Source organism: Caulobacter endophyticus, from assembly GCF_029543245.1.
Classification (GTDB): domain Bacteria; phylum Pseudomonadota; class Alphaproteobacteria; order Caulobacterales; family Caulobacteraceae; genus Caulobacter; species Caulobacter endophyticus_A.
On record NZ_JARQWV010000012.1, the window covers coordinates 66,705 to 90,645 of the forward strand.

The window sequence follows — 23,941 nt, forward strand, 5'->3', positions numbered from 1 at the left end:
TTGAACGAAGTCCGGCGGACGAAAACCGCCGACGCACCTAGGGTAAAACTTTGATCACGAAATCGCTATCGAAAATGTGATCGATTTCGCAGGTGCGGCGAAAAACCTGTGCAAATGCGCACGACTTGGCCGCCAGAAGGTCGTTGGAGATTGGCTAAGGCGATGAAGTTCAAGGCTGTTTTTGCATTTCTCGCGGTTTTCGCTTTGGCGGGCTGCGGTCCGGGCGACAAGGGCGAAGGTTCGAAATCGCCTGCCGTTCAGCCCCCGCCGCCGATCTCTACCGCGCCGCAGCATGAGACTCAGGGCGTGATCTCTATTGTCGACGGGCAGGTCCTCACGCTCGATCACGACGGCGCGAGCGCAGCGCCGCTGCCGGCGGGGCGCACCGTCTTCCAGGCCTATGGCGACGTGCTGGCCGAAGCGCCCTTGGAGCCGGGCGCCCGCGTGACCTTCAAGTTCCGCAAGGTCGCCGTCGGCGAGGGCTGGGAACTGACGGAGATGCGGGCGCGGTAATTAGAGACCCTCTCCCTGTGGGAGAGGTGTCCGCGAAGCGGACGGAGAGGGGAGGGGCTGATGAGCTCCAGCCTCAGCGGCAGCTGAAAACGGCCCCCCTCCGGCCCTCCGGGCCACCTCCCCCAGAGGGGGAGGATCCTGTCCTACAGCTTCACCAGCATCTTCCCGAGGTTCTCGCCCGAGAACAGCTTGATGAAGGCCTCGGGCGCGCGATCGACGCCTTCGACCACGGTTTCCTTCCAGGTCAGCTTTCCGGAGTTGATCCAGTCTGCCATGTCGCGAACGAAGGCCGGGAACAGGTCGTAGTGGTTGGAGACGATGAAGCCTTCAAGGCGAAGACTCTTGCCCACCGCCTGGATGATATTGGCCGGGCCGGTCGGACGGCCGGTCTCGTTGTATTGCGAGATCATCCCGCACAGGGCGAAGCGGCCGAACGGCCGGGCCGAGTTCAGCGCCGCCTCCAGGTGCACGCCCCCGACATTCTCGAAATAGACGTCGATGCCCTTGGGCGCGACCTTGGCCAGTTCGGCGGTCACGTCGGGCGTGGCCTTGTAGTCGATCACGTGGTCGACGCCGATCTCCTTGAGGAAGGCGACCTTCTCGGGCCCGCCGGCCGAGCCGATGACGGTGTGGCCCTTGATCTTGGCGATCTGGCAGACGACAGAACCGACCGCCCCGGCGGCGGCCGAGACGAAGACGATGTCGCCTTCCTTCAGGGCGGCCACGCGCAGCAGGCCGGCATAGGCGGTCATGCCGGGCATGCCGGCCACGCCCAGGAAGGCCTGGGGCGGCATGCCGTGGGTGGACAGCTTCATGATCCCGCCCATCGGCCCGGCGGCGGCCAGGGCCTTGGGATTGGCGTTGTAGGCCTCGCGCCAGCCGAACATCGAGCTGACGATGTCGCCGACCTTGAAGTCGGGGTCGTTGGAGGCGGTGACCTCGCCGACCGCGCCGCCCTGCAACGCCTTGCCCAGTTCGAACGGCGGCACATAGCTCTTCCGGTCAGTCATGCGGCCGCGCATGTAGGGGTCGACTGACATCCAGAGGTTCCTGACCTGGATCTCGCCGTCGCCCGGCGGCGGCAGCTCGACGCTGGCCAGCTCGAAGTTGTCGGCGGCCGGCACGCCGACGGGGCGGCTCTTGAGGCGGATCTCACGCGACGTGGTCATGGCGACCTCCCTTTATGTTCTCGTTCAAACGAATGTTTAGCCCTGGCGCAGGCCAGTCGCCAAAGCTTTTCGCGGCAACTCGAAGCGGCTAGAGACGGGCCATGACCCAAGAAGCGCAAGTCCAAGTTCTCAAGGCTGGTGTCGTCGGCGCCGGTGTGTTCGGCGGCTACCACGCCAAGAAGTATGTCGAGCTGCCGGGCGTCGAGCTCGTGGCGGTGTTCGACATCGACCTCGCCCGCGCCGAGGCCCTGGCGGGTCCGCTGGGTGCGACGGCCTATGACGACATGGACGCCTTCCTGGCCACGGTCGACGTGGTCACCGTCGCCACGCCCGCCGTGCACCACGCCAAGGCCGCACTGGCGGCGCTGAAGGCGGGCAAGCCGGTCTATTCCGAAAAGCCGCTGGCGGTGGGGCCCGAAGACGCCGACGCCCTGATCGCCGCCGCCGCCAAGGCCGGCGTGCCGCTGGCCTGCGGCCACCAGGAGCGGGTGGTGTTCCAGGCCATGGGCCTGCTGGACATTCCCGAGCAGCCCACGCGCCTGGAGGCGGTGCGTCGCGGCACGCCCTCGGACCGCAACCTCGACGTCTCGGTGGTGCTGGACCTGATGATCCACGACATCGATCTCGCCCTGGCGCTGTGCGCCGCCGATCCGGTGGCCGTGGAAGGCGAGGGCGAGGCCGATCGCGGCTACGGCCTGGACTGGGTGAAGGTGGAAGCCACGTTCGCCAACGGCTTCACCGCCGTGTTCGACAGCTCCCGCGTGGCGCAGGCTCGTGAGCGGACGATGAAGGTCGTCTATCCCTCGGGCGAGGTCGAGATCGACTTCCTGGCCCGCACCTTCCGCAACACCACGCCGTTCCCGCTGATCGAAGACTTCACCGAGACCCCGGCCGGCAAGGACCCCTTGGGCCAGAGCGTCGCCGGCTTCCTCAAGGCCGTGCGCGGCGAGGCCCCGCGTCCGGTGGTCACCGGCGAGGAAGCCGCCCGGGCGCTCGACCTGGCGCTGGCGGTCGAGCACTCGGTGGATTGAGGAAGGGGAGGCGGCCTCAGCGCCGCCGCTTCAGGCTAGCCACCTGCAACACGGTGGCGATCGCCGCCAGGCCTGCGCCCATCAGGGCCACGCTGCTCCAGCCGCCCAGGTTCCAGGCCGCCGCCGCGGCGGCCGAGCCGGCCGCGCCGCCGAGGAACATGCCGCCCATGAACAGGGTGTTGAGGCGCGCCCGGGCCTCAGGCCGCAGGGCGTAGACCAGGTGCTGGTTCGAGACCAGCGAGCCCTGCACAGCGAAGTCCAGCAGCACCACGCCGACCAGCATGCCGACGATCGAGATCCAGGTTCCGAACAGGATCCACGAGGCCAGGGTCAGCACGGCGCCCAGCGCGATGGTCAGGTGCGGGCCGCGCTTGTCGGCGATGCGCCCGGCCACCGGGGCGGCCAGCACGCCAACCACGCCGACGATCCCGAACAGGCCGGCCACATCCGCGCCCAGCGAGAAGCGCTGCTGCAGTTGCAGGGCCAGGATGGTCCAGAAGGCGGTGAAGGCGGCGAACAGACTGGCCTGGGTCAGGGCGGCCAGGCGCAGCTCCGGGAACTCGCGCCACAGCTTGCCCAGCGAGGACAGCAGCTCGGCATAGGAGAGGTCGGTGTCGGGCTTGCTGCGCGGCAGGGCGAGAGCCATCAGCGCCGCGGCGGCCAGGGCGATCGGGGCGCCCAGCCAGAACATCGCCCGCCAGCCGCCGTGGGTGGCGACGAACCCGGCCAGGGTGCGCGACAGCAGGATGCCGCACAGCAGGCCCGACATCACCGTGCCGACCGTGGCGCCGCGCTTTTCGGGCGCCGACAGGTGGGCGGCGAAGGGCACGATCTGCTGGGCCACCGTGGCGCCGGCTCCGACCAGAAGCGAGGCCGCCAGCAGGAGGGCGGTGCTCGGCGCCAGGGCCGCGGCGACCAGGGCGATGGCCAGCACCAGGAACTGGCCGACGATCAGGCTCTTGCGCTCCATGCGGTCGCCCAGCGGCGTCAGCAGGAACAGGCCGGCGGCATAGCCCAACTGGGTGGCGGTCGGCACGAAGGCCGTCAGCGGGCCGGGCAGGTCGTGCTCGATCAGGCCCAGCATCGGCTGGTTGTAATAGATGTTGGCCACGGCCAGGCCCGCGGCGGCGGCCATGGCGAAGGTCAGTCCCCGGCCCAGGGCGGGCGCGGTGTCGGATGAAAGGGCGGCGGTGCTCATGATCGGCTCCAGGCCGCCCAAGGTTTGGGGAGGAGGCGGCGTTCCGTGTCAGTCGCCGAGCTATATAGAGCATCCCGCCACTGTTTATAGTATGGCCTTGCGGTAAGCTGGCATAACGGAATTCGATAGAATGGACCTCGCCGACGTCGGCGTCTTCGTGGAAGCGGCCCGGGCCGGCAGCCTGGCGGGCGCGGCGCGACGGCTGGGGATCACGCCAATGGCCGCCTCGCGGCGGATGGCGGCGCTGGAGCAGGAGGTCGGCGCGCGCCTGGTTCACCGCACGACCCGGGCCCTGTCTCTGACCAGCGAGGGCGAGGCCTTCCTGCCGCACGCCCAGGCCATGCTGGAGGGCGAGGCCGCCGCCCGCGCGGCGATCCGGCCGTCGGACGCCGGGGCCTCGGGCCTGCTGCGGATCACCGCCTCGGCCGCCTTCGGCCGCAAGGTGGTGGCTCCGGCCGTGGCGGCCTTCATGCAAGCCAATCCCGAGGTGTCGGTCGACCTGCTGCTGACCGACAGCGTCGTCGACATCGTCGCCGGCGGCATCGACCTGGCCGTTCGCATCGCGCCGCTGCGCGACAATTCGCTGATCGCCCGGCGCCTCGCCGACAATCCGCGCGCCCTCTACGCCTCGCCGGACTATCTGGAGCGGCGGGGGCGACCCGCCAGGCTCGCCGACCTTTCCGGACACGACTGCCTGACCATGAGCGGCGCGACCCACTGGGCCTTCGTGTCCGGCGGACGGCAGGTCCAGCAGAAGGTCGCGGGTCGGTTCACCGCCAGCGGCGTCGAAGGGCTGCATCAGGCCTGCCTGGGCGGGGCCGGCATCACGCCGCTGTCGGCCTGGGACGTGCGCGACGAGGTGGCCGACGGCCGCCTCGTCGAGCTGCCGCTGGAAGACGCCGTCCTGCCGGGCTGGTCGATCTGGGCCGTCTATCCCACCGCACGCCAGGCGCCGGCCAAGGTGCGACTGTTCGTGGCGGCCCTGGCCCGGCGGCTGGACGAGAGCTGAGCCCGGCGTTTTTCATTGTTTGCAGTCCGCCGCCGGTCCATCCCCTTGAAACGGTATCGTATTCCGGAGAGCGCCTTGACCGACGACCGCACCCAGAAACAGCGCATGCTGGCCGGCGAACTCTACAATCCGATGGACGCCGAGATCGTCGCCGACCAGGAGCAGACCCTGGCCTGGATGGAGCGCTTCAACGCGCCGGGCCAGACGATCGTCCAGCGCCACGCTCTGCTGACCGAGCTGTTCGGCGGCGTCGGCGTAGGGGTCAACATCCGCGCGCCGTTCCACTGCGACTACGGCTACAACATCACCCTGGGCGACGGGGTGTTCATGAACTTCGGCTGCGTGATCCTCGACGTGGTGGCGGTGACCATCGGCGACCGCACGATGATCGGCCCGCACGTGAAGATCTTCGCCGCTGATCACCCTCGCGATCTGGATACTCGCAAGACCGGACTGGAGTTCGGCCGGCCGGTGGTCATCGGCAAGGACGTCTGGATCGGCGGCGGGGCGATCATCGTCCCGGGCGTCACCATCGGCGACGGCGCGGTGATCGGGGCCGGGGCGGTGGTCACCCGCGACGTTCCCGCCGGCACCACGGCGGTGGGCAACCCAGCCCGTGTGAAGGCCTGACAAAAAATTCGGGCAGGATGTCGGGATCAGGGCCCGGCCAGCGTCCTTGGCCCGACAACATCATTAGGGAACCGCCGCCATGCGCATGATCTTCGTCAACCTGCCGGTCGCCGACCTCGACCGCTCCAAGGCCTTCTTCGAGGCCCTGGGCTTCTCGATCAATCCGCAGTTCAGCGACGAGACCGCCGCCTGTGTCGTGGTCTCCGACACGATCTTCGTGATGCTGCTGACCCACGACAAGTTCCGCCAGTTCATCAACGGCGAGATCGGCGACGCCCACGCCGCCACCGAGGTGCTGACCTGCCTGTCGGCGGCAAGCCGCGAGGAGGTCGACGACCTGCTGGCCAAGGCCCTGGCGAACGGCGGCAAGGCCTGGAAGCCGATCATGGACATGGGCCCGATGTACGGCGCCAGCTTCCAGGATCCCGACGGCCACGTCTGGGAGCTGATGTACATGGACATGGCCGCCATGGCGCAGGGCGGCTGATCGCCTGTCGGACAGCATTTCAGGATTGAAACTCAGTCGCAGTTGCGCCAATAGCCCCGTTTCTTTCTAGGGGATGGTTCATGCGACTCCGTTTTTCGCGCGCCGCCGCCCGGCGCGCCCTGTTCTCGACGCTCAGCCTGGCGGCGCTCTCGACCGGCGCCGCCGCCCATGCCCAGGGGCAGGCCGACGACGTCGAACGCGTGGTCGTCACCGCCGCCCGCACCAAGCTGCCGGTCACGGCCCTGCCGCTGACGGTGGACGTGATCGACAGCCGCAACCTCAGCCAGCAACTGGCCGTCAGCGGCTCGGCGGTCGACGCCATCTCGAACCTGTCGCCCTCGTTCTCGCCGACCCGCGAGAAGCTGTCGGGCTCGGGCGAGAGCCTGCGCGGGCGCTCGCCGCTGTTCGCCATCAACGGGATCCCGCAGTCGACCCCGATCCGTGACGGCTCGCGCGACGGCTACACCATCGATCCGTTCTTCATCGACCGCGTCGAGCTGATCTACGGCTCCAACGCCCTGCAGGGCATCGGCGCCACCGGCGGCGTGGTCAACCAGGTGACGGTCGGCCCGCCCCGCAAGGACGGCGTCTCGGGCAAGGTGCTGACCCAGACCACCATCGGCCACGACATGGGCGACAGCATCGGCGCCAAGCTCGGCGGCCTGGTCGCCTGGCGCCAGGGCGCGTTCGACGCCACCGCCGGCGTGGCCTGGGAAAAGCGCGGCGCCTACTACGACGCGAACGGCCGCCGCATCGGCATGGACAACACCCAGGGCGACGTCCAGGACTCCAAGGCCCTGTCGTTCTTCGGCCGCCTGGGCTGGCAGCTGAACGACACCGTCCGCCTCGACGTGGTCGCCAACCGCTTCGAGCTAAAGGGCGACGGCGACTACGTGACGATCACCGGCACGGCCCCCGCGGTCACCGACGGCAACCGCGCCAGGCGCCTGCCGACCACCTCGATCCATGGCGACGTGCCCGGCGTGCCGGCCGCCAACCGGGTCGAGACCGTGTCGGCGCAACTGAGCGACAGCGACCTCTTCGGCGGCGATTTCACCGCCCAGGTCTTCTACAACCGCTCGCGCGACACCTTCGGCGGCGACATCAGCGCCACCTTCCAGGACGTGCGGATCGCGCCTTCGGGCACGCTGTTCGACCAGTCGTCGAACCGCTCGCGCAAGCTGGGCGCGCGGATGAACTACGAGCGCCAGGTGCCGGGCATCGAGAACCTGACCGCCACGGTCGGCCTTGACGCCATGAACGACCGCACCGAGCAGATGCTGATCACCACCGGCCGCGCCTGGGTGCCGCCGACCAAGTTCCAGAGCGTCGCGCCGTTCATCCAGGGCAACTACGCGCTGCTGGACGGCCGCCTGCGCCTGGCCGGCGGCGTGCGCTTCGAGAACGTCGAGCTGAAGGTCGACGACTTCGAGACCCTGGCCTCGTACGGCTCGCGCAAGGTCGCCGGCGGCAATCCCGACTTCAAGGCCACCCTGGCCAACGGCGGGGTGGTGTTCGAGCCGGCCTCGGGCCTGCGCCTCTACGCCAGCTACGCGGAAGGCTACACCGTGCCGGACGTCGGCCGAATTCTGCGGTCGATCAATGTCGCCAACGTCGATGTCGACACCTATCTCAGCATCGAGCCGATCGTGTCGAACAACCGCGAGATCGGCGGCGAGTGGAAGCGCGGGCCGATCGACGCCAGCGTCGCCTACTTCTGGTCGTCGTCGAAGCTGGGCCAACTGCTGGTCAAGAACTCGGGCGGCATCTTCGACGTACAGCGCCAGAAGGTCGCCATCGAGGGGCTTGAGGTCAACGTGAAGACCAGGACCTCGATCGAGGGCCTGGACCTGTCGGCCGGCTACGCCCGCCTGCGCGGCCAGACCGACGCCAACGGCGACGGCAGCCTGGACACCGATCTCGACGGCGCCAACATCTCGCCCGACCGCATCAACCTGGCGGCCGACTACGCCACCGGCAAATGGACCCTGCGCCTGCAGGTGCGGGCTTATCTGCAGCGCAACATGAGCAACGCGCTCGTGAAGGACGACTTCGACGGCTATACCCTGACCGACGGCTTCGTGAGCTATCAGCTGCCGGTGGGAGAACTTTCGCTGGGCGTGCTGAACCTCTTGAACAAGCAGTACATCACCTACAACTCCGACACCGTCGCCCCGGCCAAGGACAAGTTCTACGCCGGCCGCGGCCGCACCGCGACGCTGGGCTGGACGGCGCGCTTCTGATGAAGACCCTGCGCCTGCTGCATCGCTGGGCCGGGGGGCTGATCGGGCTTCTGCTGGCCCTGCTGGGCTTCACCGGCGCGCTGCTGGTGCACGAGGACGCGTTCCTGCGCGCCACCGTGCCCCACGCCGCCGACGCCCAGCGGCAGGACACGGCCACCCTGGCGGCGGCGGCGACGCGGATCTTCGCAGCGGAGGACCGTCCTCGCTCGATCGTGCTGGCGACCGAGCGCAAGGGTCTGCACAAGCTGTCCTATCCCGGCGAGACGCAGAAGGGCGCCTATGCCGACCAGGACGGCGCCATCGTCCAGGCCTGGACCTCCAACTGGGCGCGGCCGGAAGTGTGGCTGTTCGATTTCCACCATCACCTGTTCGCAGGTGACACGGGCGAGATCGTCGGCGGGATCGCGGGTCTCGCAGGCCTCGGCTTCGTGATCACGGGCCTTATCCTGTGGTGGCCGACCCGGCGGATGTTCCACCTGCGCGCCTGGCCGCGGATGATGAAGCGGGCAGCCATCGTCCACCATCACCGCGACCTCGGGGTGCTGGTGGCGCCGCTGCTGATCCTGTCGCTGGCGACGGGCGCGACCATGAACCTGAAATGGTTCTCGCAAGCCCTGCGCGCGCCGTTCTCCTCGCCGGCGACGATGGAAAAGGCCTCGGCCCCGCCGAAGATCAAGGGCGGCAAGCTGGCCGCCGACCTCGACTGGGGCAGGGTGATCGGCCAGGCCCAGGCCCGCTTCCCCGGCGCCGAGGTGCGCACCATCGGCCTGCCGGCCAAGACCGGCGGCCTGATCTCGATCCGCCTTCGCCAGCAGCCCGAGTGGCTGCCCAACGGCCGGACCATGGCCTGGTTCGACCCGGCCACCGGCAAGATGGTCGCCTCGCGCGACGCCCAGGCCATGCCGCTGGGCTCGCGGATCACCAACGCCGACTTCCCGCTGCACGCGGCCAAGGTCGGCGGGCTGGCCTATCGCCTGGTCATGACGGTGTCGGGCCTGGCCCTGACGCTGCTGGGCACGCTGGCGGTGGTCACCTTCTGGGGCAATCCGTCTGGTCTGCCCAAGCGGCGCAAGAAGAAGGCCGTCTCGCCGCCAATGCCCAAGCCCAAGCCCGAACCTGTCGAGGCCTGAGCCTCGCTAGGGTTCTTCCCAGTGTCGCCGTGGTGAAGCTGGCGTCAGGATGGGCGTCGCGCGACTGTCGGCTTTCGCCGTCATGGTCGTCTTCGGCGGCTTGGCGAGAGGGATCATGAACGGTCGGAGCGGTGTGGTCTGGGCGCTCGTCCTGGCGATGGTTCCCTTCGGCGTTCAGGCCCGCCAGCCGGACGATCCGGGGCTGGCCGCTGCGGTCGAGATCGTCGGCCTGGATATGCTGGCCGACGCCCTGATCGGCCACTGCGAGGCTGCGGCGCCAAGCGCGACAGGCGGCGCGCGCGGTCGGTGGCGCGCCTGGCGCCAGAACGCGCTGCTACCGCAGATCGAGAAGGCGTTGGGGCCGCAACGACTGGCCGTCGTGCGCGAGAAAATGGCCGCCGCCGCCGTCTCGGGCGCCGAGAAGTTCAAGGCCATGGGCCCGGCCGCCCAAAACTGCCCGAAGATCGCCGGCTGGCTCGACTATCCGCCATACGACGTGCGCAAGTCGTTCGCCTCGCTCTACGGCGGCCTCGACAAGGCTCTGGCGGCCCACGGAACGTCCACATCCGCCGCCGCCGCTGGTTCGGGCGGGGCGCTGGTTGCAGGCCCGGCCCAAGCGGGCGCGGTATACTACACGCCGGCCCAGCTGACGGCCCTGGTCCGCTCGTGGTGGGGGCCCGACAAGAACTACGACCAGGCGCGGCGCATGGCGCAGGCCCCGATCTACATCCAGGGCAAGGTGCACCGGGCCAAGGACAGCTATTTCCTGGTCAGCGACGACGGCGTGTTTCGCTCGCGCATGTGGGTCAGCACCGGCATGGCGACCGACAGGCTGGCGGCCCTCGAAGGCCAGCTGATCACGATCGAGGGCGAGTTCACCGAACTGCCCGGCAGCCTGGCCTTCATGAGAAAGGTGCGGATCGTCGATCCGGCCGGGCTCAAGCCCGCCACCATCTCCGACAAGCCTGGCCTGGCGAGGATCGGCGTCGGCGACAAGGTTCTCGCCGTCCCAGGGCAGGGCGTAAAACCGGTCGCCATCCACGGCCTGCTCTACGAGAACCGGGTCATCATTGGGGGCGGTCTCAGTGAGAGCGTGCTGCTGCTGCTCAAGGATGGCACCTTCTACAGCGGCGAGGGCGTCACGCCCGACCGCCTTGACGTGGCGCGGTCCAGGCAATTGGAGCCGCAACTGTGGGGGCGTTGGCGCAAGACGGGCGCCGGCTACGAGGTGCAGGAGCAGGACGATTTCGGCGCGCCCGGCGAGTGGCGGTCCAAGCGCGGATTTCTCACCGGCAGCTGGTCCCCTGGCCAGACCCTGGAGGGGGCTTACAACGCCCAGTCGTTCACCGGCAGCCTGATGACTGGCGGCGTGCATCAGTCGACGACCTACGTGTTCACAGGAGCGGGGCGCTTCGAGCGACTGGGTTTCGCCCAGGGCGGCTCGGGCTCGATGGCCGCCATGAACGGCTTCGTCGCCAGTTCCAGCAGCCTGTCGACCGGCAAGGGCACGACGAGTTCGGCCGGAGGCGGGGGCGAGGGGGTCTTCGCCGGCGCGCAGGGCCGCCGCGACGACGGCGCCTCGCACCGCGGCAGCTATCGCCTGAACGGCGTCAGCATCGAGCTCAGCTATGACGACGGCCGCACCGAGACGGTGCTTTGCGTGCCGTGGGGCGACTCCGGTAAGTCGATCTACATGGCCGGGCGGACCTTCAGCCGGAAATGACCTCGGCAGTCACCGCATCTCCCACCGCGATTTCGCCGCCCTCGATCACCCGGGCGGTGAGGCCGCCCCGGCCGCGGACGGCGTTGTAGCCGCCTTCGCCGAGGATCTGGTTCATGCGGCTGCACGGATGGCAGCCGCCGGTGGCTTCCAGCAGCGCGCCGCCGATCCGGAAGCGCTTGTCCGACAGGCCCAGGAGGTTGATCCCCGCGACCACCAGGTTGCGGCGCAGGTCGAAGGGGGAGGCGGGCTCGTCGCGGCCCAGGAAGCCGGCGATGGCGGCGAGGTCCTCGGCCTGGATCAGGGTCACCTGGCGCGGGCCGCCGGGACGGCCGGCATAGTGGTCGCCGACCAGACCGGTCTCGACCGTGACCTGCGCGCGTTCGACGGACACCAGGGCCGCGCGGCGGGCCGGACGCAGGCCGATCCAGACCAGGCGACCCGGCCGCATGGGTCCGGCGATCAGCCGGGCGAGGGGGCTGTCGGGATTGATCCCCCGCTTGGGCCCCTGCGCCATCAGGCCTTCTCGACGAAGCTGTCGATGACCTTCTTCTCGCCGGCCTTGTCGAAGTTGACGGTCAGCTTGTTGCCTTCGATCGAGGCCACCTGGCCGTAGCCGAACTTGACGTGGAACACCCGGTCGCCGCGGCTGTAGGCGCTGTTGGTGGGGGCCGAGACGGCCACCAGCCGGCCTTCGCCCTCGATCGGCTTGGCCCGGGCGGCCGAGCCGCCGCCGCGCCAGGCCGCATTACCGCCCTTCTCGGCGAAGCCGCGCGCCTGCACCCGGTCCTGCGCGCGCTTCCAGCCGGGGCTGTCGTAGCTGCCGCTCTGGAAGGCGCTGACGCCCGGATCGTCCCAGCGCGACGACACCGTCTGCTGCATGCCCGGGCCGCCGCCGTAATAGCCGGTTTCCGATCCCGCATCGACGTGCTCCAGCGGCAGTTCGTCGACGAAGCGGGACGGCAACTGGCTGGTCCAGCGCCCATAGACCTGCCGGTTGGCCACGAAGCTGATGCGGGCCTCCTCGCGGGCACGGGTGATGCCCACATAGGCCAGGCGCCGCTCTTCCTCGAGGCCCTTCTCGCCCTTGTCGTCCATGCTGCGCTGGCTGGGGAACACGCCTTCCTCCCAGCCGGGCAGGAAGACCAGCGGGAACTCCAGCCCCTTGGCCGAGTGCAGGGTCATGATCCAGACGGCGTCGCCGGTGGCCTCGCGGTCGAGGTCCATGACCAGCGACACGTGCTCCAGATAGGCCTCCAGGCTGTCGAACTGGCCCATCGACTGGACCAGTTCCTTGAGGTTCTCGAGGCGCGTCTGGCTCTGCGGGCCTTTGTCCAGGCGCAGGGCGTCGGTGTAGCCGCTTTCCTCCAGCACCATCTCCAGCACCCGCTGGTGGTGCATGTTCCCGATCTGGGCGCGCCAGCGGTCGAGGTCGCGGATGAAGTTGGACAGCGCCGTGCGGGTGCGGGCCGGCAGGTCGTCGCTGCCGATGATCACCCGGGCCGCCTCGACCGTGGAGATCCCCTCGATGCGGGCGATCTGCAGCAGCTTCTGCACCGAGGTGTCGCCGATGCCGCGCTTGGGCGTGTTGACGATGCGCTCGAAGGCCAGGTCGTCGTCCGGCGACTGGATCAGGCGCAGATAGGCGTGGGCGTCGCGGATTTCCGCCCGCTCGAAGAAGCGCGGGCCGCCGACCACCTTGTAGGGGATCTGCAGCATCACGAAGCGCTCTTCGAAGGCGCGCATCTGGAAGCTGGCGCGCACCAGAATGGCCATCTGGTTGTAGCGGCGGCCGGCCTTCTTGGCCTTCTCGATCTCGTCGGCGACCATCCGGCTTTCGGCCTCGCCGTCCCAGACGCCCGAGACCTTGACCTTCTCGCCGCCGGTTTCCTCGGTCCACAGGGTCTTGCCCAGGCGCCCCTTGTTGGCGGTGATCAGGGTCGAGGCGGCCGCGAGAATGTGCTCGGTCGAGCGGTAGTTGCGCTCCAGCCGCACGACCTTGGCGCCGGGGAAGTCGCGCTCGAAGCGTAGGATGTTGTCCACCTCGGCCCCGCGCCAGCCGTAGATCGACTGGTCGTCGTCGCCCACGCAGCAGACGTTCTGGCGGCCCTGGGCCAGCAGGCGCAGCCACAGGTACTGGGCGACGTTGGTGTCCTGGTACTCGTCGACCATCACGTACTGGAACCGCCGCTGGAAGTCGGCCAGCACGTCCGGATTGCCGGTGAAGATCGTGATGTTGTGCAGCAGCAGGTCGCCGAAGTCGCAGGCGTTCAGGATGCGCAGCCGCTCCTGGTATTGGCGATAGAGGCTGATGCCCTTGCCGTTGGCGAATTCGCCGGCCTCGCTGGGCGGCACGCGGTCGGGGGTCCAGCCGCGGTTCTTCCAGGCGTCGATCAGGCCCGACAGGATGCGCGGCGTCCAGCGCTTGGCGTCGATGTTCTCGGCCTCGATCAGCTGCTTGAGCAGCCGCTCGTTATCGTCGGTGTCGATGATCGTGTAGTTCGACTTCAGCCCCACCAGCTCGGCGTGGCGGCGCAGGATCTGGGCGGCCACCGAGTGGAAGGTTCCCAGCCACCGCAGGCCCTCGGCTTCCGGACCGATGATGTGGGTGATCCGCTCGCGCATCTCGCGCGCGGCCTTGTTGGTGAAGGTGACGGCCAGGATCTCCCACGGCCGGGCGCGGCCGGTGGCGAGGATGTGGGCCAGGCGCGTGGTCAGCACCCGGGTCTTGCCGGTGCCGGCCCCGGCCAGCACCAGGACCGGGCCCTCTGTGGTGACGACGGCTTCGTGCTGCTCGGTGTTGAGCCCGCTCAGATAGTCGGGCGCGGGACTGCCGCCGCCGGGAGCCTGGGGGCGGGCGAGGTCGGAGATGCGCGGAGCGGGGAGGTCGCCGAACGGGTCGGTCGAGTCGAAGCCGGAAGACATGGGAACATATGTAGCACAAACTTCCCCAGGCTTAAGCCCCGGAGGCGGCTTTGCGGAACCCTGGCCGCGGCCCTCCCGTTGATCGGCAGGGACGAGACAGGAGCAGGAACATGGCGGAAGAGAGCAAGTCAGGCGGGGGCAACAGCGGCCTGGCCTTCATCGTCGGCGCCCTGGTGGTCGTCGTCGCGGTGCTGGGCTTCCTGATGTTCTCCGGCGGCTTCACCCAGAAGAAGTCGGTGGATGTCGACATCACCGCGACCGCGCCCAAGCTGCCGGACGCACCCAAGATGCCCGAAGCGCCGAAGGTTCCCGAAGCGCCCAAGGCTCCTGGCTGAGCCGTCTAGGGCCTGGAGAGAGGAGGCGGGCATGGCTCGCCATCATGGACATCATCACGAAGGGGCCTGGAGCGGCGCCGCGCTGCTGGCGGTCCTGGTTCTTGTCGCCCTGCTGGTCTACGCCGTCTGGCGTTCGGGCCTGCTGGTCGTGCGGCCCGACATCGCTGATCTGAGGCTGCCCGACCTGGCGCCGCCGACCATGCCGACTCCCAACCCCGAGCCGCTGCCGTCGCCGGTTCCGCGGCCGGGGTAGGGGAGGCATTAAAGGAACCTCCCCTCGTGGGGGAGGCGGCCGAAGGCCGGTGCGGGGAAGTTTTCAGCCTCCCCGGCGCCGGCAGGTTCGGCATGCACGCCCCCCACCGATCGCCACGCGATCGCCTCCCCGCAGGGGGAGGTTCCTTGTGGTCAGCTTCCCGCCCGCTGCAGGGCGTATACCCGGCAGGCCGAGGCCAGAGGGCGCTCGCCCCGGCCCACGTCGATGCGCTGGATCAGAGCGGCGATGCTGACGGCGTCCTGCTTGGCGATGCGCTCGAGCGCGGCCCAGAACTCGGGCTCGAGGGCCAGCGAAGTGGCGTGGCCCGCCAGGTTTACCGATCGCTTTTTCAAACTGCCCATCGGCGCAACTCTCCGGCGGAACGTCGGTTCGGCTCTTGATTAAAAATGACGGCGTGTCATCTTTAGTGACGCCACGCCGGGAGCATGCCTGATGAGCACAGCCGCGCAAGTCCTTGACGCTACTTCCGCGCGTCCTCCGCTGGGCGCCCGCGATGCGAGCTTCCGCCTGCAGCCTTTGCGGGCGTTTCGCGCCGTCCGTCGGTTGATCGCCGACAAGGAAGACACGGCCCAGGTGTTCGAGGTGATGCGGGCGCTTTCCGGCCGCGCGATCCCGAACGGTTACGCCCGCCTGCTGAAGACCCCGCAGGGCGGGGCGATCGCCTATCGCCGCGAGGAGTTCGCCGACTGGCTGTCGGACGAGGCCTGGCTGGCGCAGTTTCAGCCCGGCACGGTGGGCGCGGCCTATCGCGACTTCATCGCCCCGCGCGGCCTGACCGCCGAGGGCCTGGCCGAGGAGAGCCGCAAGGTCGCCGACGCCGACATGGACGCGGCCCATCCGCTGCTGTGGTACGCCCGCCGCCTGCGCGACGTGCACGACGTCTGGCACGTGCTGACCGGCTACGGCACCGATGCGCTGGGCGAGGTCTGCGTGGTGGCCTTCTCCTACGCCCAGACCCGCAGCCTGGGCTTTGCCTTGATCGCCTTCGCCGGCGCGCAGGAGTTCCGCCGCCTCAAGGACGGCCAGCCCTATGGCAAGGCGGTGCGAGAAGCCTGGCGAGCCGGGCGCAAGGCAGCCTGGCTGCCCGAGGTCGACTATCCGGCCCTGTTCGCCATGCCGCTGGACGAGGCGCGGCGGGTCCTCGGGATCACGCCTCCCGCCACATACCAGGTCATTCCGCAGGACCTGCGCGAGCACTACCAGCGGGCCGCCTGAACCTTAGCAATTTTACTTGTTCTCGCCGAGCGCGCGGCGTTAGCCTTCCTGCAATTAAAACGGGAGGTTTCGATGTCGCGTCGCCTTTGGTCCGCCGCCTCCATCCTGGCGCTGGCGCTTGTCTCCGCACCGGCCTGGGCCCAGACCCCGCCGCCGCCTGAAGACGAGATCGACATCCAGGAGATCATCGTCAGCGGCATGCGGGTGCGCCAAGGCGGCGCTCAGGACATCAACCACTTCCGCGGCGAGGCGGCGGCCAACCGCATGCCGCTGCCCGACACCCTGACGCCCGAGGGCCTCATGGGCGGCTACGACCTCAAGATTCCCGGCCAGGAAGCCTGCGTGCGCGTGCTGTGCATCACGGGCGAGGCCATGCGCGCCGAGCTGCCGCTGTCGCCGGCCGACAAAATCCTGGTGGGGCTGGGCTTCGACAGCGGAGTCGACGCCAAGACCTGGAAACGCGCGCCGCTGAACCTGGTGGCGGTGGTCGACAAGTCCGGCTCGATGCAGGGGGCGCCCTTGATGCGGGTGCGCGAAAGCCTGCACCAGATCCTGGACCAGCTGCGTCCCGGCGATCAGCTGAGCATCGTGCTGTACGGCGACCGCTCGTATCGCCACCTGGAGCCGACGGTGATCGGCGACAAGCGCGCCGCCATCCGCCTGGCCATCGACGCCATCGAGAGCGCGGGCTCCACCAACATGGAGGCGGGCCTGAAGGTCGGCTACGAGACGGCTTTCGCCACCCGCGACAGCTTCAAGGGCGTCACCCGGGTGATGCTGTTCACCGACGAGCAACCCAATGTCGGCCGCACCGATGCGCAGAGCTTCATGGGCATGGCCAGGGAGGCCTCGCACCGTGGCGTGGGGCTGACGACCATCGGGGTGGGTACGCAGTTCGACGCGCCCCTGGCGACCAAGGTCTCCAGCGTGCGCGGCGGCAATCTCTACTTCCTGCGCGACAAAGCCGATGTCGAGACCGTGTTCGCCGCCAAGCTGGACACCATGGTCTCCGAACTGGCCTACGACCTGACCCTCACGGTCAAGGCGCGGCCGGGCTATCGGATCAGCGGCGTCTACGGCGTGCCGGGCGACGACCTGAAGTCGGGGCCGGACGGGGCGGTGTCGATGACCGTGCCGACCGCCTTCCTCAGCACCGAGGGCGGCGGGTTGTTCGTGGCCCTGGCCAAGGCTCAGGGCGCGGCCTTCCTGCCCGAGCCGGTCGTGACGAAGGGCGAGCGCCTGCTGGACGTCGACCTGCGCTATGTCGCCGCCGCCGACGGGACTCAGGCCCGCCAGATCCTGGCCGTGGCCGCCCCCACCGAAAACGCGTCCGACGGACTGCGGCTCGGTCATCTGCTGCTGGACGAGTTTCAGTCCCTGCACCGCGCCGCGACCCTGCATCACAAGGACGGCGACGAGGAGGGCGCCTACCAGGTGCTGCGCGGCTTCGACGGCCGCCTGAAGGCCCAGGCCGATCCGCGGCTGGAGCCCGAGCGCAAGCTGGTGGCCGAGATGCTGACCCGCGCGGCCTTCCTGGCGGGCTATGCCGGCGAGGCCAGGGCCGAGGGGCCGGTGAACCTGCTGGGCGCCTGGACGGTGGCGCGGGTCGACGGCGAGGGCCAGATCGACGTCAGGCGCGGCGACCAACTGCGCTTCAAAGAGGACGAGCTGGTCGTCAGCCGCCTCAAGCGCGGGGCCTTCACGCCCGATGACCCGGAAGGCTACGAGGCGAACGAGGACCAGGTGGCCCTGACGGAGTCGCAGCTCGTCTTCGACTACCGCATAGCCAAGGACGGGTCGCTGATCCTCACCCACGATCGCCTGGATCTGCGGCTGGTGCTCAAGCGCACGCCGCGTACGGTCCAGGCGGCCTCGGCCGGCTGAGCCCGCTGGCCGGTCCGCTAGTCGGCCGTCGCATGGCGGTCGATGGACGGATCGGCGGCCACGGCCTGGAGGATCCAGTCGCGGAAGGCGGCGATCTTGCGCACGCGTCGCCGATCCTCCGGATAGACCAGCCAGTAGCCGCCGCCGTAGTGCGGCGCGATGTCGAACGGCTGAATCAGCCGTCCCGACGCGATCTCGGCGGCGAAGAAGATCGGCGAGCCCACGGCCAGACCCTGGCCGGCCAGGGCCGAGGCCACCTCGATCGACTGGGCGTCGGCTTCCAGGCGCGGGGCCTCGGGACCCTGTGGCGGCGCGACGCCGGCGGCGCGGAACCACACTTCCCATTCGCGAGAGGCGCCGATGCGCGGCGCGGCCAGCAGGTCCGCCGGGCGCTCGAATGGTCCATGCCGCGCCAGGAACTCGGGCGAGCACAGGGCGGTCTGGACGAAGGGCATCAGGAAGTGGGCGGCCAGGCCGGGCCAGCGGCCATCGCCGGCGCGCAGCCCCACGTCCGCCTCGCCGCGCCCAAGGTCGCGCAGGACGTGGCTGCCCTCCAGGCGCACGGCGATCATCGGGTGGGCCAGCTGGAAGGCGCCCAGGCGCGCGGCCAGCCAGTGGTTGGCCAGGCTCTGCATGGTGGTGATCGCCAGCACGCCCTGGTCGGCCTCCACGAGGTCCGACAGCGCCGCGCGCAGCAGGCCCATGGACTCGGTGGCTGCGCGGGCCAGCCGTTCGCCCGCCGGGGTCAGGTCGACCTCGCGCACCTTGCGCACGAACAGCGGCTGGCCCAGCCGCTGCTCCAGGCTCTTCACCTGCCAGCTGACGGCGGCCTGGGTGACGCCCAGCTCGTCGGCGGCGCGCGTGAAGCTCTTCAGCCGGGCGGCGGCCTCGAAGACGCGGATGGCGCCCAGCGAGTATGAAGCAAGAATGTCAGCCATAAGTCTGGCTTATCCATAGCTCAACGAACCACGTTTGTCGCGGGCCTCGATCGGGCCGATCCTCCCTGTGTCGCCGGGAACAGGAGATGCGGCCATGGAAGAGTTCCACAAGACCCATAAGGAAACTACGTTCGGCTGGGTGTGGGCGATCGAGCGCCTGATCGCCGCTTGGAAGCGGATGGGCGAAGCGCCGACCACGCGGGTGGTCGGTAGCTGCGACAGCCTGCCCAAGGGCGCGCGCTATCTCGTTCCGCGCTGAGCCTGGCGCTCAGCGGCGGAAGCGGCGGAAGAGCACAAGGCCGATGAAGCCGGCCAGGAGGGTCGCTGCGGCCGAGATCGCCGTCCGCAAGTGCGCCTTGCGCCGCCGTTCGGTTTCGCCCAGCGCGGTCAGCTTGGCTTTCTGGTCGTCGGTGCGCAGCAACCAGTCCGGGCCTGACTTGGCGCCCAGCAGCACAAGCCTTGGCGCGGCGCCTCCGCTTTCGACCCGCTCGTAGTAGCGCACAGTGGCGTAGCGGCCCGAATGGTCGCCGACCTTACCGCCGCCGTTCAGGCAGTCGTCAGCGCCTGCGCCTGCCGGCCGGCAGCGCAGGCGCAGGCGGCGTCCGTCGACCGTCTCGAACGCGTAGCCGTCGGCACGAGGCGTATCGGTGGCGGTCTTGAACACGCCTATGGTCAGGACCGTCCGCTCGCGGGGCGACGGTGTCCAGGCCGGATCGACCGGCGTCGCCCAATCCCAGATCGCGTTCCAGGCGATGACGGCGACCAGCACCGGCGCGAAGCGGAACGCCAGGGCCTGGAACGGCCAGGGAGAGCGGGGCAATCAGTCCTCGCGCTTTGCGCCGTCGAGGGCGTTCTGCAGCTTTTCGGCTCGCGCCGCGTCGAGCGTCTTCTCCGCCTTGGTGCGGCCAAAGCGGGCGCGGTTCTCGGCGGCGGTCTGCTTGGCGTCGCTCTTGGCCTTGGCCTTGCGGGCGTGGTTGAGGTTGAGGATCTCGGCCATGGTCGGGTCTTTAAGTCTTGGGCTTGGCGGCCGGGGCGGGCGTGCGCTTGCTGGCCGGGCGGATGATCAGGGTTTCCTGCAGGCGCAGGCTTTCACCCTTCTTGATCACATAGGGCGCGCGGCCGGGGAAGACGCAGTTCTGCATCGACAGTTCGTTGCGCAGGATCCAGCGGGTGACCGGCTTGCCGTTGGCCTTGCAGCTCAGTCCCACGGTCCAGGCCGGGACGCCCGGCGCCGCGGGCCAGGCGAAGCCCATGGCCTTGCCGGCCTCGACCGGTTCGTTCTGGGCTTTGACCTGCTTGCCGTCCGAGCCGAACACCAGGGCGTCGGGGCGGATCAGGCGGATCGAGAAGCCGCCATAGCCCTTGACGTCGTTGCTGCCGCCCAGGGCCAGGCTGTCGGTACGGGCGGTGATGGTGGTGTCGAACTCGATCCGCCGCGCGCCGCCCTTCAGCGGGTGGACGATCACCGAGGTCGTCTCGGTGGCGGCATAGACCACCTCCGGCCCCGAACTGACCAGCCAGTCGGCCTTGACCGTCACCTTGCCGCGCCCGGCGGCGTCGGCCTCGAAGCTGCGGTCGTGGATGTTGAACGAGAGGCCCTGCATGAACCAGCCGTCGCCGATGCTCTTGCCGTCGACCAGCACCTGGTGCCAGCTCCAGAAGGCGCCCCGCTGGTGCAGGTGATCGGCGGGCCGGTCCTCGGTCAGCACCGTACCGTCCGGCGCGTACAGCGGATGGACGTAGTTGGAGCGGCCGGGCTCCTTGGCCGGATCCAGCGGCTTGGTGCGGTAGACCAGCACGGTCTTGCCGTCCTCGGTGATCGTCAGGGCGTCGTCGCTGAGCACGGCGTCGATGCGGCCGGCCAGGGCCGGCGTGGAGGCGCTAAGGAAGAGGACAGCGGCGAGGGCGGCTTTTCTCAAGACAGATCGTCCTTGGCCAGGGCGCGGGCGAGGGCGGGGCGGGCGTTGGCGCGGGCCAGCCAGTCGTCATAGACGGCATGGGCCGGCAGCATCTGGCGTGCGAACTGCAGCAGGCTGACGAACAGGATGTCGGCCGCCGAGAACTGCTCGCCCAGCAGCCAGGGCTGCTTTTCCAGCGTAGTGCGCAGGCGCTCGTCGAGGGCCGCGTACTGGGCCTTGTCCTGGTCGTCCTGCCGCTGCTTCCACAGATTGGTCACCGCCGGTTCCAGCACCCCGGCGTAATAGGCCAGCCACGACAGGTAGGGGCCGCGGTGCGGATCGCTGATCATTGGGCCAAGGCCGGCGGTGGGGAACTTGTCGGTCAGGTAGAGGGCGATGGCGGCGCTTTCAGTGATCAGCACGCCGTCGTCGAGCAGGGCGGGCACCTGGCCATGCGGGTGGGGATTGCGCGGGTCGCGCGCGCCCGTGCCGCTCATGCTGCGGAAGATGTCGACCTTCTCGATGCGGTAGGGCGCGCCCAGCTCCTCCAGCAGCCAGAGGAAGCGCGTCGATCGCGATCGCGGGGCGTGGAAGAGGGTGAGCATGGCGCGTCTCCTTGAACCGTCTGGCCTTGCGGTCTTGCCGGCGAACGTAAGGCGAACGCATGGGCTCGGCAATCGGGAAACCAATGGTCGCCCACAGCCGTTTCAATGGCCATGGCGCCGCCGTGGAGACGGCGCCGACGGGAGGACATGTCCGATGATGGATGCATCTCTGATCCGCGAACATCTCGAGGTGGTCGGTTCCGACGGCAAGCATGTCGGCCGGGTCGACCACGTGGTCGGCACCGAGATCGAGCTGGCCAAGCTAGACCTGGGCTCCGGCCTCAAGCACCACATGATCCCGCTGTCGTGGGTGGAGTACGTCGACGAGGAGGTGGTGCACCTCAGCCTGACCCAGGAAGACGCCAAGGCCCGCTGGCGCGAGAAGCACTGACCTTTCTTTTCTCTCCGAGCATCCCCGCGAAGGCGGGGATCCAAGCCGAGTTTGACTATGACCTGTAGCGGCGCCGAACCCTGAAAGTCAGCTTGGGTCCCCGCCTTCGCGGGGAAGATCGGCGCAGGTTGCAGCGCCAATGAAAAAGGGGACCGGCGAAAGCCGATCCCCTTTGTTCAGACCGCTAGATCCACAATCTGGCGCTCAATCCAACGCCTTACTTCACGTTGGCGCAGAAGCGCTGAATACGGCCGCAGGCGTCTTCCAGCACTTCGTTGCTGGTCGCGTAGCTGATGCGGAAGAACGGCGACAGGCCGAAGGCCGCGCCGTGCACCACGGCCACGCCCTCGGTCTCCAGCAGTTCGACGGCGAAGTCCTCGTCGCTCTCGATGACCTTGCCCGACGGAGCGGTCTTGCCGATCAGGCCGGCGCACGAGGGATAGACGTAGAAGGCGCCTTCCGGAGTCGGGCAGTGCAGGCCGGTGGCCTGGTTCAGCATCGACACCACGAGGTCGCGGCGTTCCTGGAACAGCTTGGCGTTCGGCTTGATGAAGTCCTGCGGGCCGTTGAGTGCCTCCAGGGCCGCCCATTGGCTGATCGAGCAGGGGTTCGAGGTCGTCTGGCTGATCATCTTGCCCATGGCCTTGATCAGCGCTTCGGGACCCGCGGCGTAGCCGATGCGCCAGCCGGTCATCGAATAGCCCTTCGAGACGCCGTTCATCGTCAGGGTGCGGTCATAGAGCTTGGGCTCGACCTGGGCGATGGTGGTGAACTCGAAGTCGTCGAACACCAAGTGCTCGTACATGTCGTCGGTCAGCACCCAGACGTGCGGGTGCTTGAGCAGCACGTCGGCGATCGCCTGCAGCTCGGCGCGGGTATAGGCGCCGCCCGAGGGGTTTGACGGGCTGTTGATGATCAGCCACTTGGACTTGGGCGTGATCGCCGCTTCCAGGGCTTGCGGCGTGATCTTGAAGCCGCTCTCGGCGGTGGTCTCCACCGACACCGGCGTGCCGCCGGCCAGCAGGGTCATGTCGGGGTACGACACCCAGTACGGCGCGGGGATGATGACCTCGTCGCCCGGGTTCAGGGTGGCGACGAAGGCGTTGTAGATCACCGGCTTGCCGCCCGGGGCGACGTGCACCTGGCTCGGCTTGTACTCCAGGCCGTTCTCGCGCTTGAACTTGGCGCAGATGGCGGCCTTCAGCTCGGGCATGCCGTCCGGGTCGGTGTACTTGGTCTTGCCGGCCTTGATGGCGGCGATGGCCGCGTCCTTGATATTGTCCGGGGTGTCGAAGTCCGGTTCGCCGGCCGAGAGGGCGATCACGTCACGACCGGCGGCTTTCAGCGCGCGCGCCTTGGCGCTGATGGCGATGGTGGCCGACGGTGCGATGCGCCGCAGGGCGGCGGACTCGAGCGACATGGTCTTGGACTCCCCTGGAAAGGACCGGTTTCAGGATTGCGGCGGTCTTTACGCCCGACCCCCTCGCGGCGCAACGCGGGAGGGGGCTTAAAGCGCGGCTTCTTGTCAGGTTGTGTCGCCCGCGCTACCGCTACCATTAAAGAACAAGGTTCCGTCGCGCGCACGACGGAACCCCGCGTCGGGGGACGTGGTCGGAGCATTTTCGACGATCCTCCAGGGAAGGAGACGGCCGTTCGTCCGCATCGCGCGGGCGAGCAAGATCATGCCTTTCGGAAGGGGAAGCCAAATGAGCAGGACGATTCTGGGAGCCGCCGTCGCGGCGCTGGCCCTGTCGTTGTCCGCGTCGGTCGCCACGGCGGCCGACGAGGGAATCATGAAGTACGCCATCAACAAGCCGTCGACGGCCTGGAACGTCTACGGCCCCGGCCAGACCAACGCCTACGTCAGGGACAAGGCCGTGGTCGGCGGCGGCGGGGTGCGGGTGGCTGTAGCTACGCCCGATCCGGCGGCGGCTTGGAGGATCTCGGGCAGCCAGGCGGTGAACGGCAAGATCGCCAAGGGCGATGTCATCACTGTGGCCTTCTGGGCCAAGGCCGAGCCGGTGGACGGCGGCGCGCCGGCCGCCGTCGTGACCAATGTCCGCGTCCAGCAGTCGGCCGAGCCGTGGGGCGGCGTCGTAGAGGGCGGGGCCGTGAAGGTCGAAGGCGCCGAGTGGAAGATCTACAGCGTCAGCGGCCGGGCTGCGATGGACGCCGACAAGGGCGGGGCGGCGGTGTCGCTGCACCTGGGCTCGGCCAAGCAGACCGTGGTGCTGGGCCCGTTGTTCGTGCTGGACTTCGGGGCGAATTACGACCCGTCGCAGGTGAAGTAATTCGGGGGAATGCTCCCCCTGAAGGGGGAGCTGTCGCCCCCGGGTCCAGCCAAAG

General features: G+C 68.9%; 26 protein-coding genes. 15 read left to right on the top strand and 11 right to left on the bottom strand.

Annotated elements, in window-relative coordinates; genetic code table 11:
• The first annotated feature begins 162 nt into the window (after positions 1 to 162).
• Positions 163 to 513 carry a copper-binding protein gene (locus P7A99_RS13055; RefSeq protein WP_277794268.1) on the top strand — a complete coding sequence of 117 codons (351 nt, stop codon included), beginning with the start codon at positions 163 to 165 and terminating at the stop codon, positions 511 to 513.
• Positions 514 to 656: 143 nt separating this feature from the next.
• Here P7A99_RS13055 and P7A99_RS13060 read toward each other — a convergent pair whose 3' ends face one another.
• Positions 657 to 1,682 carry an NADP-dependent oxidoreductase gene (locus P7A99_RS13060; RefSeq protein ID WP_277794269.1) on the bottom strand — a complete coding sequence of 342 codons (1,026 nt, stop codon included), beginning with the start codon at positions 1,680 to 1,682 and terminating at the stop codon, positions 657 to 659.
• 101 nt (positions 1,683 to 1,783) lie between these two features.
• On the opposite strand from P7A99_RS13060, the gene P7A99_RS13065 reads away from it, so the two are divergent.
• Positions 1,784 to 2,713 (top strand): Gfo/Idh/MocA family protein, encoded by a 930-nt coding sequence (locus tag P7A99_RS13065; RefSeq protein WP_277794270.1) that lies wholly within the window; start codon positions 1,784 to 1,786, stop codon positions 2,711 to 2,713.
• 16 nt (positions 2,714 to 2,729) lie between these two features.
• Here P7A99_RS13065 and P7A99_RS13070 read toward each other — a convergent pair whose 3' ends face one another.
• Positions 2,730 to 3,911 (bottom strand): MFS transporter, encoded by a 1,182-nt coding sequence (locus P7A99_RS13070; protein WP_277794271.1) that lies wholly within the window; start codon positions 3,909 to 3,911, stop codon positions 2,730 to 2,732.
• A gap of 130 nt (positions 3,912 to 4,041) precedes the next feature.
• On the opposite strand from P7A99_RS13070, the gene P7A99_RS13075 reads away from it, so the two are divergent.
• From P7A99_RS13075 to P7A99_RS13100, 6 genes are all read left to right on the top strand, one after another.
• Complete coding sequence (locus P7A99_RS13075) at positions 4,042 to 4,920, top strand: LysR family transcriptional regulator (RefSeq protein WP_277794272.1); 879 nt, start codon at positions 4,042 to 4,044, stop codon at positions 4,918 to 4,920.
• 75 nt (positions 4,921 to 4,995) lie between these two features.
• The gene (locus P7A99_RS13080) at positions 4,996 to 5,550 is read left to right on the top strand and encodes a sugar O-acetyltransferase (RefSeq protein ID WP_277794273.1); all 555 of its coding nucleotides are present in this window, start codon (positions 4,996 to 4,998) and stop codon (positions 5,548 to 5,550) included.
• 79 nt (positions 5,551 to 5,629) lie between these two features.
• Complete coding sequence (locus tag P7A99_RS13085) at positions 5,630 to 6,037, top strand: VOC family protein (RefSeq protein ID WP_277794274.1); 408 nt, start codon at positions 5,630 to 5,632, stop codon at positions 6,035 to 6,037.
• 80 nt (positions 6,038 to 6,117) lie between these two features.
• The gene (locus P7A99_RS13090; protein ID WP_277794275.1) at positions 6,118 to 8,280 is read left to right on the top strand and encodes a TonB-dependent receptor; all 2,163 of its coding nucleotides are present in this window, start codon (positions 6,118 to 6,120) and stop codon (positions 8,278 to 8,280) included.
• Positions 8,280 to 9,410 (top strand): PepSY-associated TM helix domain-containing protein, encoded by a 1,131-nt coding sequence (locus P7A99_RS13095; RefSeq protein ID WP_277794276.1) that lies wholly within the window; start codon positions 8,280 to 8,282, stop codon positions 9,408 to 9,410. The genes P7A99_RS13090 and P7A99_RS13095 overlap by 1 nt, the downstream gene beginning before the upstream one ends.
• A gap of 115 nt (positions 9,411 to 9,525) precedes the next feature.
• Positions 9,526 to 11,133 carry a hypothetical protein gene (locus P7A99_RS13100; RefSeq protein ID WP_277794277.1) on the top strand — a complete coding sequence of 536 codons (1,608 nt, stop codon included), beginning with the start codon at positions 9,526 to 9,528 and terminating at the stop codon, positions 11,131 to 11,133.
• On the opposite strand, the gene P7A99_RS13105 is transcribed toward P7A99_RS13100, so the two are convergent.
• Both P7A99_RS13105 and P7A99_RS13110 read right to left on the bottom strand, forming a co-directional pair.
• The gene (locus tag P7A99_RS13105; RefSeq protein ID WP_277794278.1) at positions 11,120 to 11,647 is read right to left on the bottom strand and encodes an MOSC domain-containing protein; all 528 of its coding nucleotides are present in this window, start codon (positions 11,645 to 11,647) and stop codon (positions 11,120 to 11,122) included. The genes P7A99_RS13100 and P7A99_RS13105 overlap by 14 nt on opposite strands.
• The gene (locus P7A99_RS13110; RefSeq protein ID WP_277794279.1) at positions 11,647 to 14,055 is read right to left on the bottom strand and encodes a DUF3553 domain-containing protein; all 2,409 of its coding nucleotides are present in this window, start codon (positions 14,053 to 14,055) and stop codon (positions 11,647 to 11,649) included. The genes P7A99_RS13105 and P7A99_RS13110 overlap by 1 nt, the downstream gene beginning before the upstream one ends.
• Before the next feature lie 110 nt (positions 14,056 to 14,165).
• Between P7A99_RS13110 and P7A99_RS13115 the strand changes: the two genes are divergently transcribed.
• Both P7A99_RS13115 and P7A99_RS13120 read left to right on the top strand, forming a co-directional pair.
• Entirely contained in the window at positions 14,166 to 14,390 is a 225-nt protein-coding gene (locus tag P7A99_RS13115) for a hypothetical protein (RefSeq protein WP_277794280.1), read from the top strand.
• Between the two features lie 31 nt (positions 14,391 to 14,421).
• A complete protein-coding gene (locus tag P7A99_RS13120) occupies positions 14,422 to 14,643 on the top strand; it encodes a hypothetical protein (RefSeq protein ID WP_277794281.1) in 222 nt (73 codons plus the stop codon).
• A gap of 152 nt (positions 14,644 to 14,795) precedes the next feature.
• On the opposite strand, the gene P7A99_RS13125 is transcribed toward P7A99_RS13120, so the two are convergent.
• Entirely contained in the window at positions 14,796 to 15,005 is a 210-nt protein-coding gene (locus tag P7A99_RS13125) for a ribbon-helix-helix domain-containing protein (RefSeq protein WP_277794282.1), read from the bottom strand.
• A 91-nt stretch (positions 15,006 to 15,096) separates the two neighbouring features.
• Between P7A99_RS13125 and P7A99_RS13130 the strand changes: the two genes are divergently transcribed.
• Together P7A99_RS13130 and P7A99_RS13135 are read left to right on the top strand one after the other, a co-directional pair.
• Positions 15,097 to 15,879 (top strand): Coq4 family protein, encoded by a 783-nt coding sequence (locus tag P7A99_RS13130; protein ID WP_277794283.1) that lies wholly within the window; start codon positions 15,097 to 15,099, stop codon positions 15,877 to 15,879.
• Between the two features lie 72 nt (positions 15,880 to 15,951).
• Positions 15,952 to 17,763 (top strand): vWA domain-containing protein, encoded by a 1,812-nt coding sequence (locus P7A99_RS13135; RefSeq protein WP_277794284.1) that lies wholly within the window; start codon positions 15,952 to 15,954, stop codon positions 17,761 to 17,763.
• Between the two features lie 17 nt (positions 17,764 to 17,780).
• On the opposite strand, the gene P7A99_RS13140 is transcribed toward P7A99_RS13135, so the two are convergent.
• Positions 17,781 to 18,701: a LysR substrate-binding domain-containing protein gene (locus P7A99_RS13140; RefSeq protein WP_277794285.1), complete on the bottom strand. Its 921-nt coding sequence runs from the start codon at positions 18,699 to 18,701 to the stop codon at positions 17,781 to 17,783.
• A gap of 94 nt (positions 18,702 to 18,795) precedes the next feature.
• Between P7A99_RS13140 and P7A99_RS13145 the strand changes: the two genes are divergently transcribed.
• A complete protein-coding gene (locus tag P7A99_RS13145; protein WP_277794286.1) occupies positions 18,796 to 18,960 on the top strand; it encodes a hypothetical protein in 165 nt (54 codons plus the stop codon).
• Positions 18,961 to 18,969: 9 nt separating this feature from the next.
• Here the strand turns inward: P7A99_RS13145 and P7A99_RS13150 are convergent, their stop codons facing one another.
• From P7A99_RS13150 to P7A99_RS13165, 4 genes are read right to left on the bottom strand one after another with little or no spacing between them, the layout of a single operon-like run.
• A complete protein-coding gene (locus P7A99_RS13150) occupies positions 18,970 to 19,521 on the bottom strand; it encodes a hypothetical protein (protein WP_277794287.1) in 552 nt (183 codons plus the stop codon).
• Positions 19,522 to 19,698: a DUF4169 family protein gene (locus tag P7A99_RS13155; RefSeq protein WP_277794288.1), complete on the bottom strand. Its 177-nt coding sequence runs from the start codon at positions 19,696 to 19,698 to the stop codon at positions 19,522 to 19,524.
• A gap of 10 nt (positions 19,699 to 19,708) precedes the next feature.
• The gene (locus P7A99_RS13160) at positions 19,709 to 20,620 is read right to left on the bottom strand and encodes a DUF6807 family protein (RefSeq protein ID WP_277794289.1); all 912 of its coding nucleotides are present in this window, start codon (positions 20,618 to 20,620) and stop codon (positions 19,709 to 19,711) included.
• A complete protein-coding gene (locus tag P7A99_RS13165; RefSeq protein WP_277794290.1) occupies positions 20,617 to 21,204 on the bottom strand; it encodes a glutathione S-transferase family protein in 588 nt (195 codons plus the stop codon). The genes P7A99_RS13160 and P7A99_RS13165 overlap by 4 nt, the downstream gene beginning before the upstream one ends.
• Positions 21,205 to 21,358: 154 nt before the next feature.
• On the opposite strand from P7A99_RS13165, the gene P7A99_RS13170 reads away from it, so the two are divergent.
• Positions 21,359 to 21,595, top strand: coding sequence for a DUF2171 domain-containing protein (locus tag P7A99_RS13170; protein WP_277794291.1), 237 nt, complete (start codon positions 21,359 to 21,361; stop codon positions 21,593 to 21,595).
• Between the two features lie 217 nt (positions 21,596 to 21,812).
• On the opposite strand, the gene P7A99_RS13175 is transcribed toward P7A99_RS13170, so the two are convergent.
• Entirely contained in the window at positions 21,813 to 23,015 is a 1,203-nt protein-coding gene (locus P7A99_RS13175) for a pyridoxal phosphate-dependent aminotransferase (RefSeq protein ID WP_277794292.1), read from the bottom strand.
• Positions 23,016 to 23,301: 286 nt separating this feature from the next.
• On the opposite strand from P7A99_RS13175, the gene P7A99_RS13180 reads away from it, so the two are divergent.
• Positions 23,302 to 23,886 (top strand): hypothetical protein, encoded by a 585-nt coding sequence (locus P7A99_RS13180; protein ID WP_277794293.1) that lies wholly within the window; start codon positions 23,302 to 23,304, stop codon positions 23,884 to 23,886.
• Positions 23,887 to 23,941 lie beyond the last annotated feature (55 nt).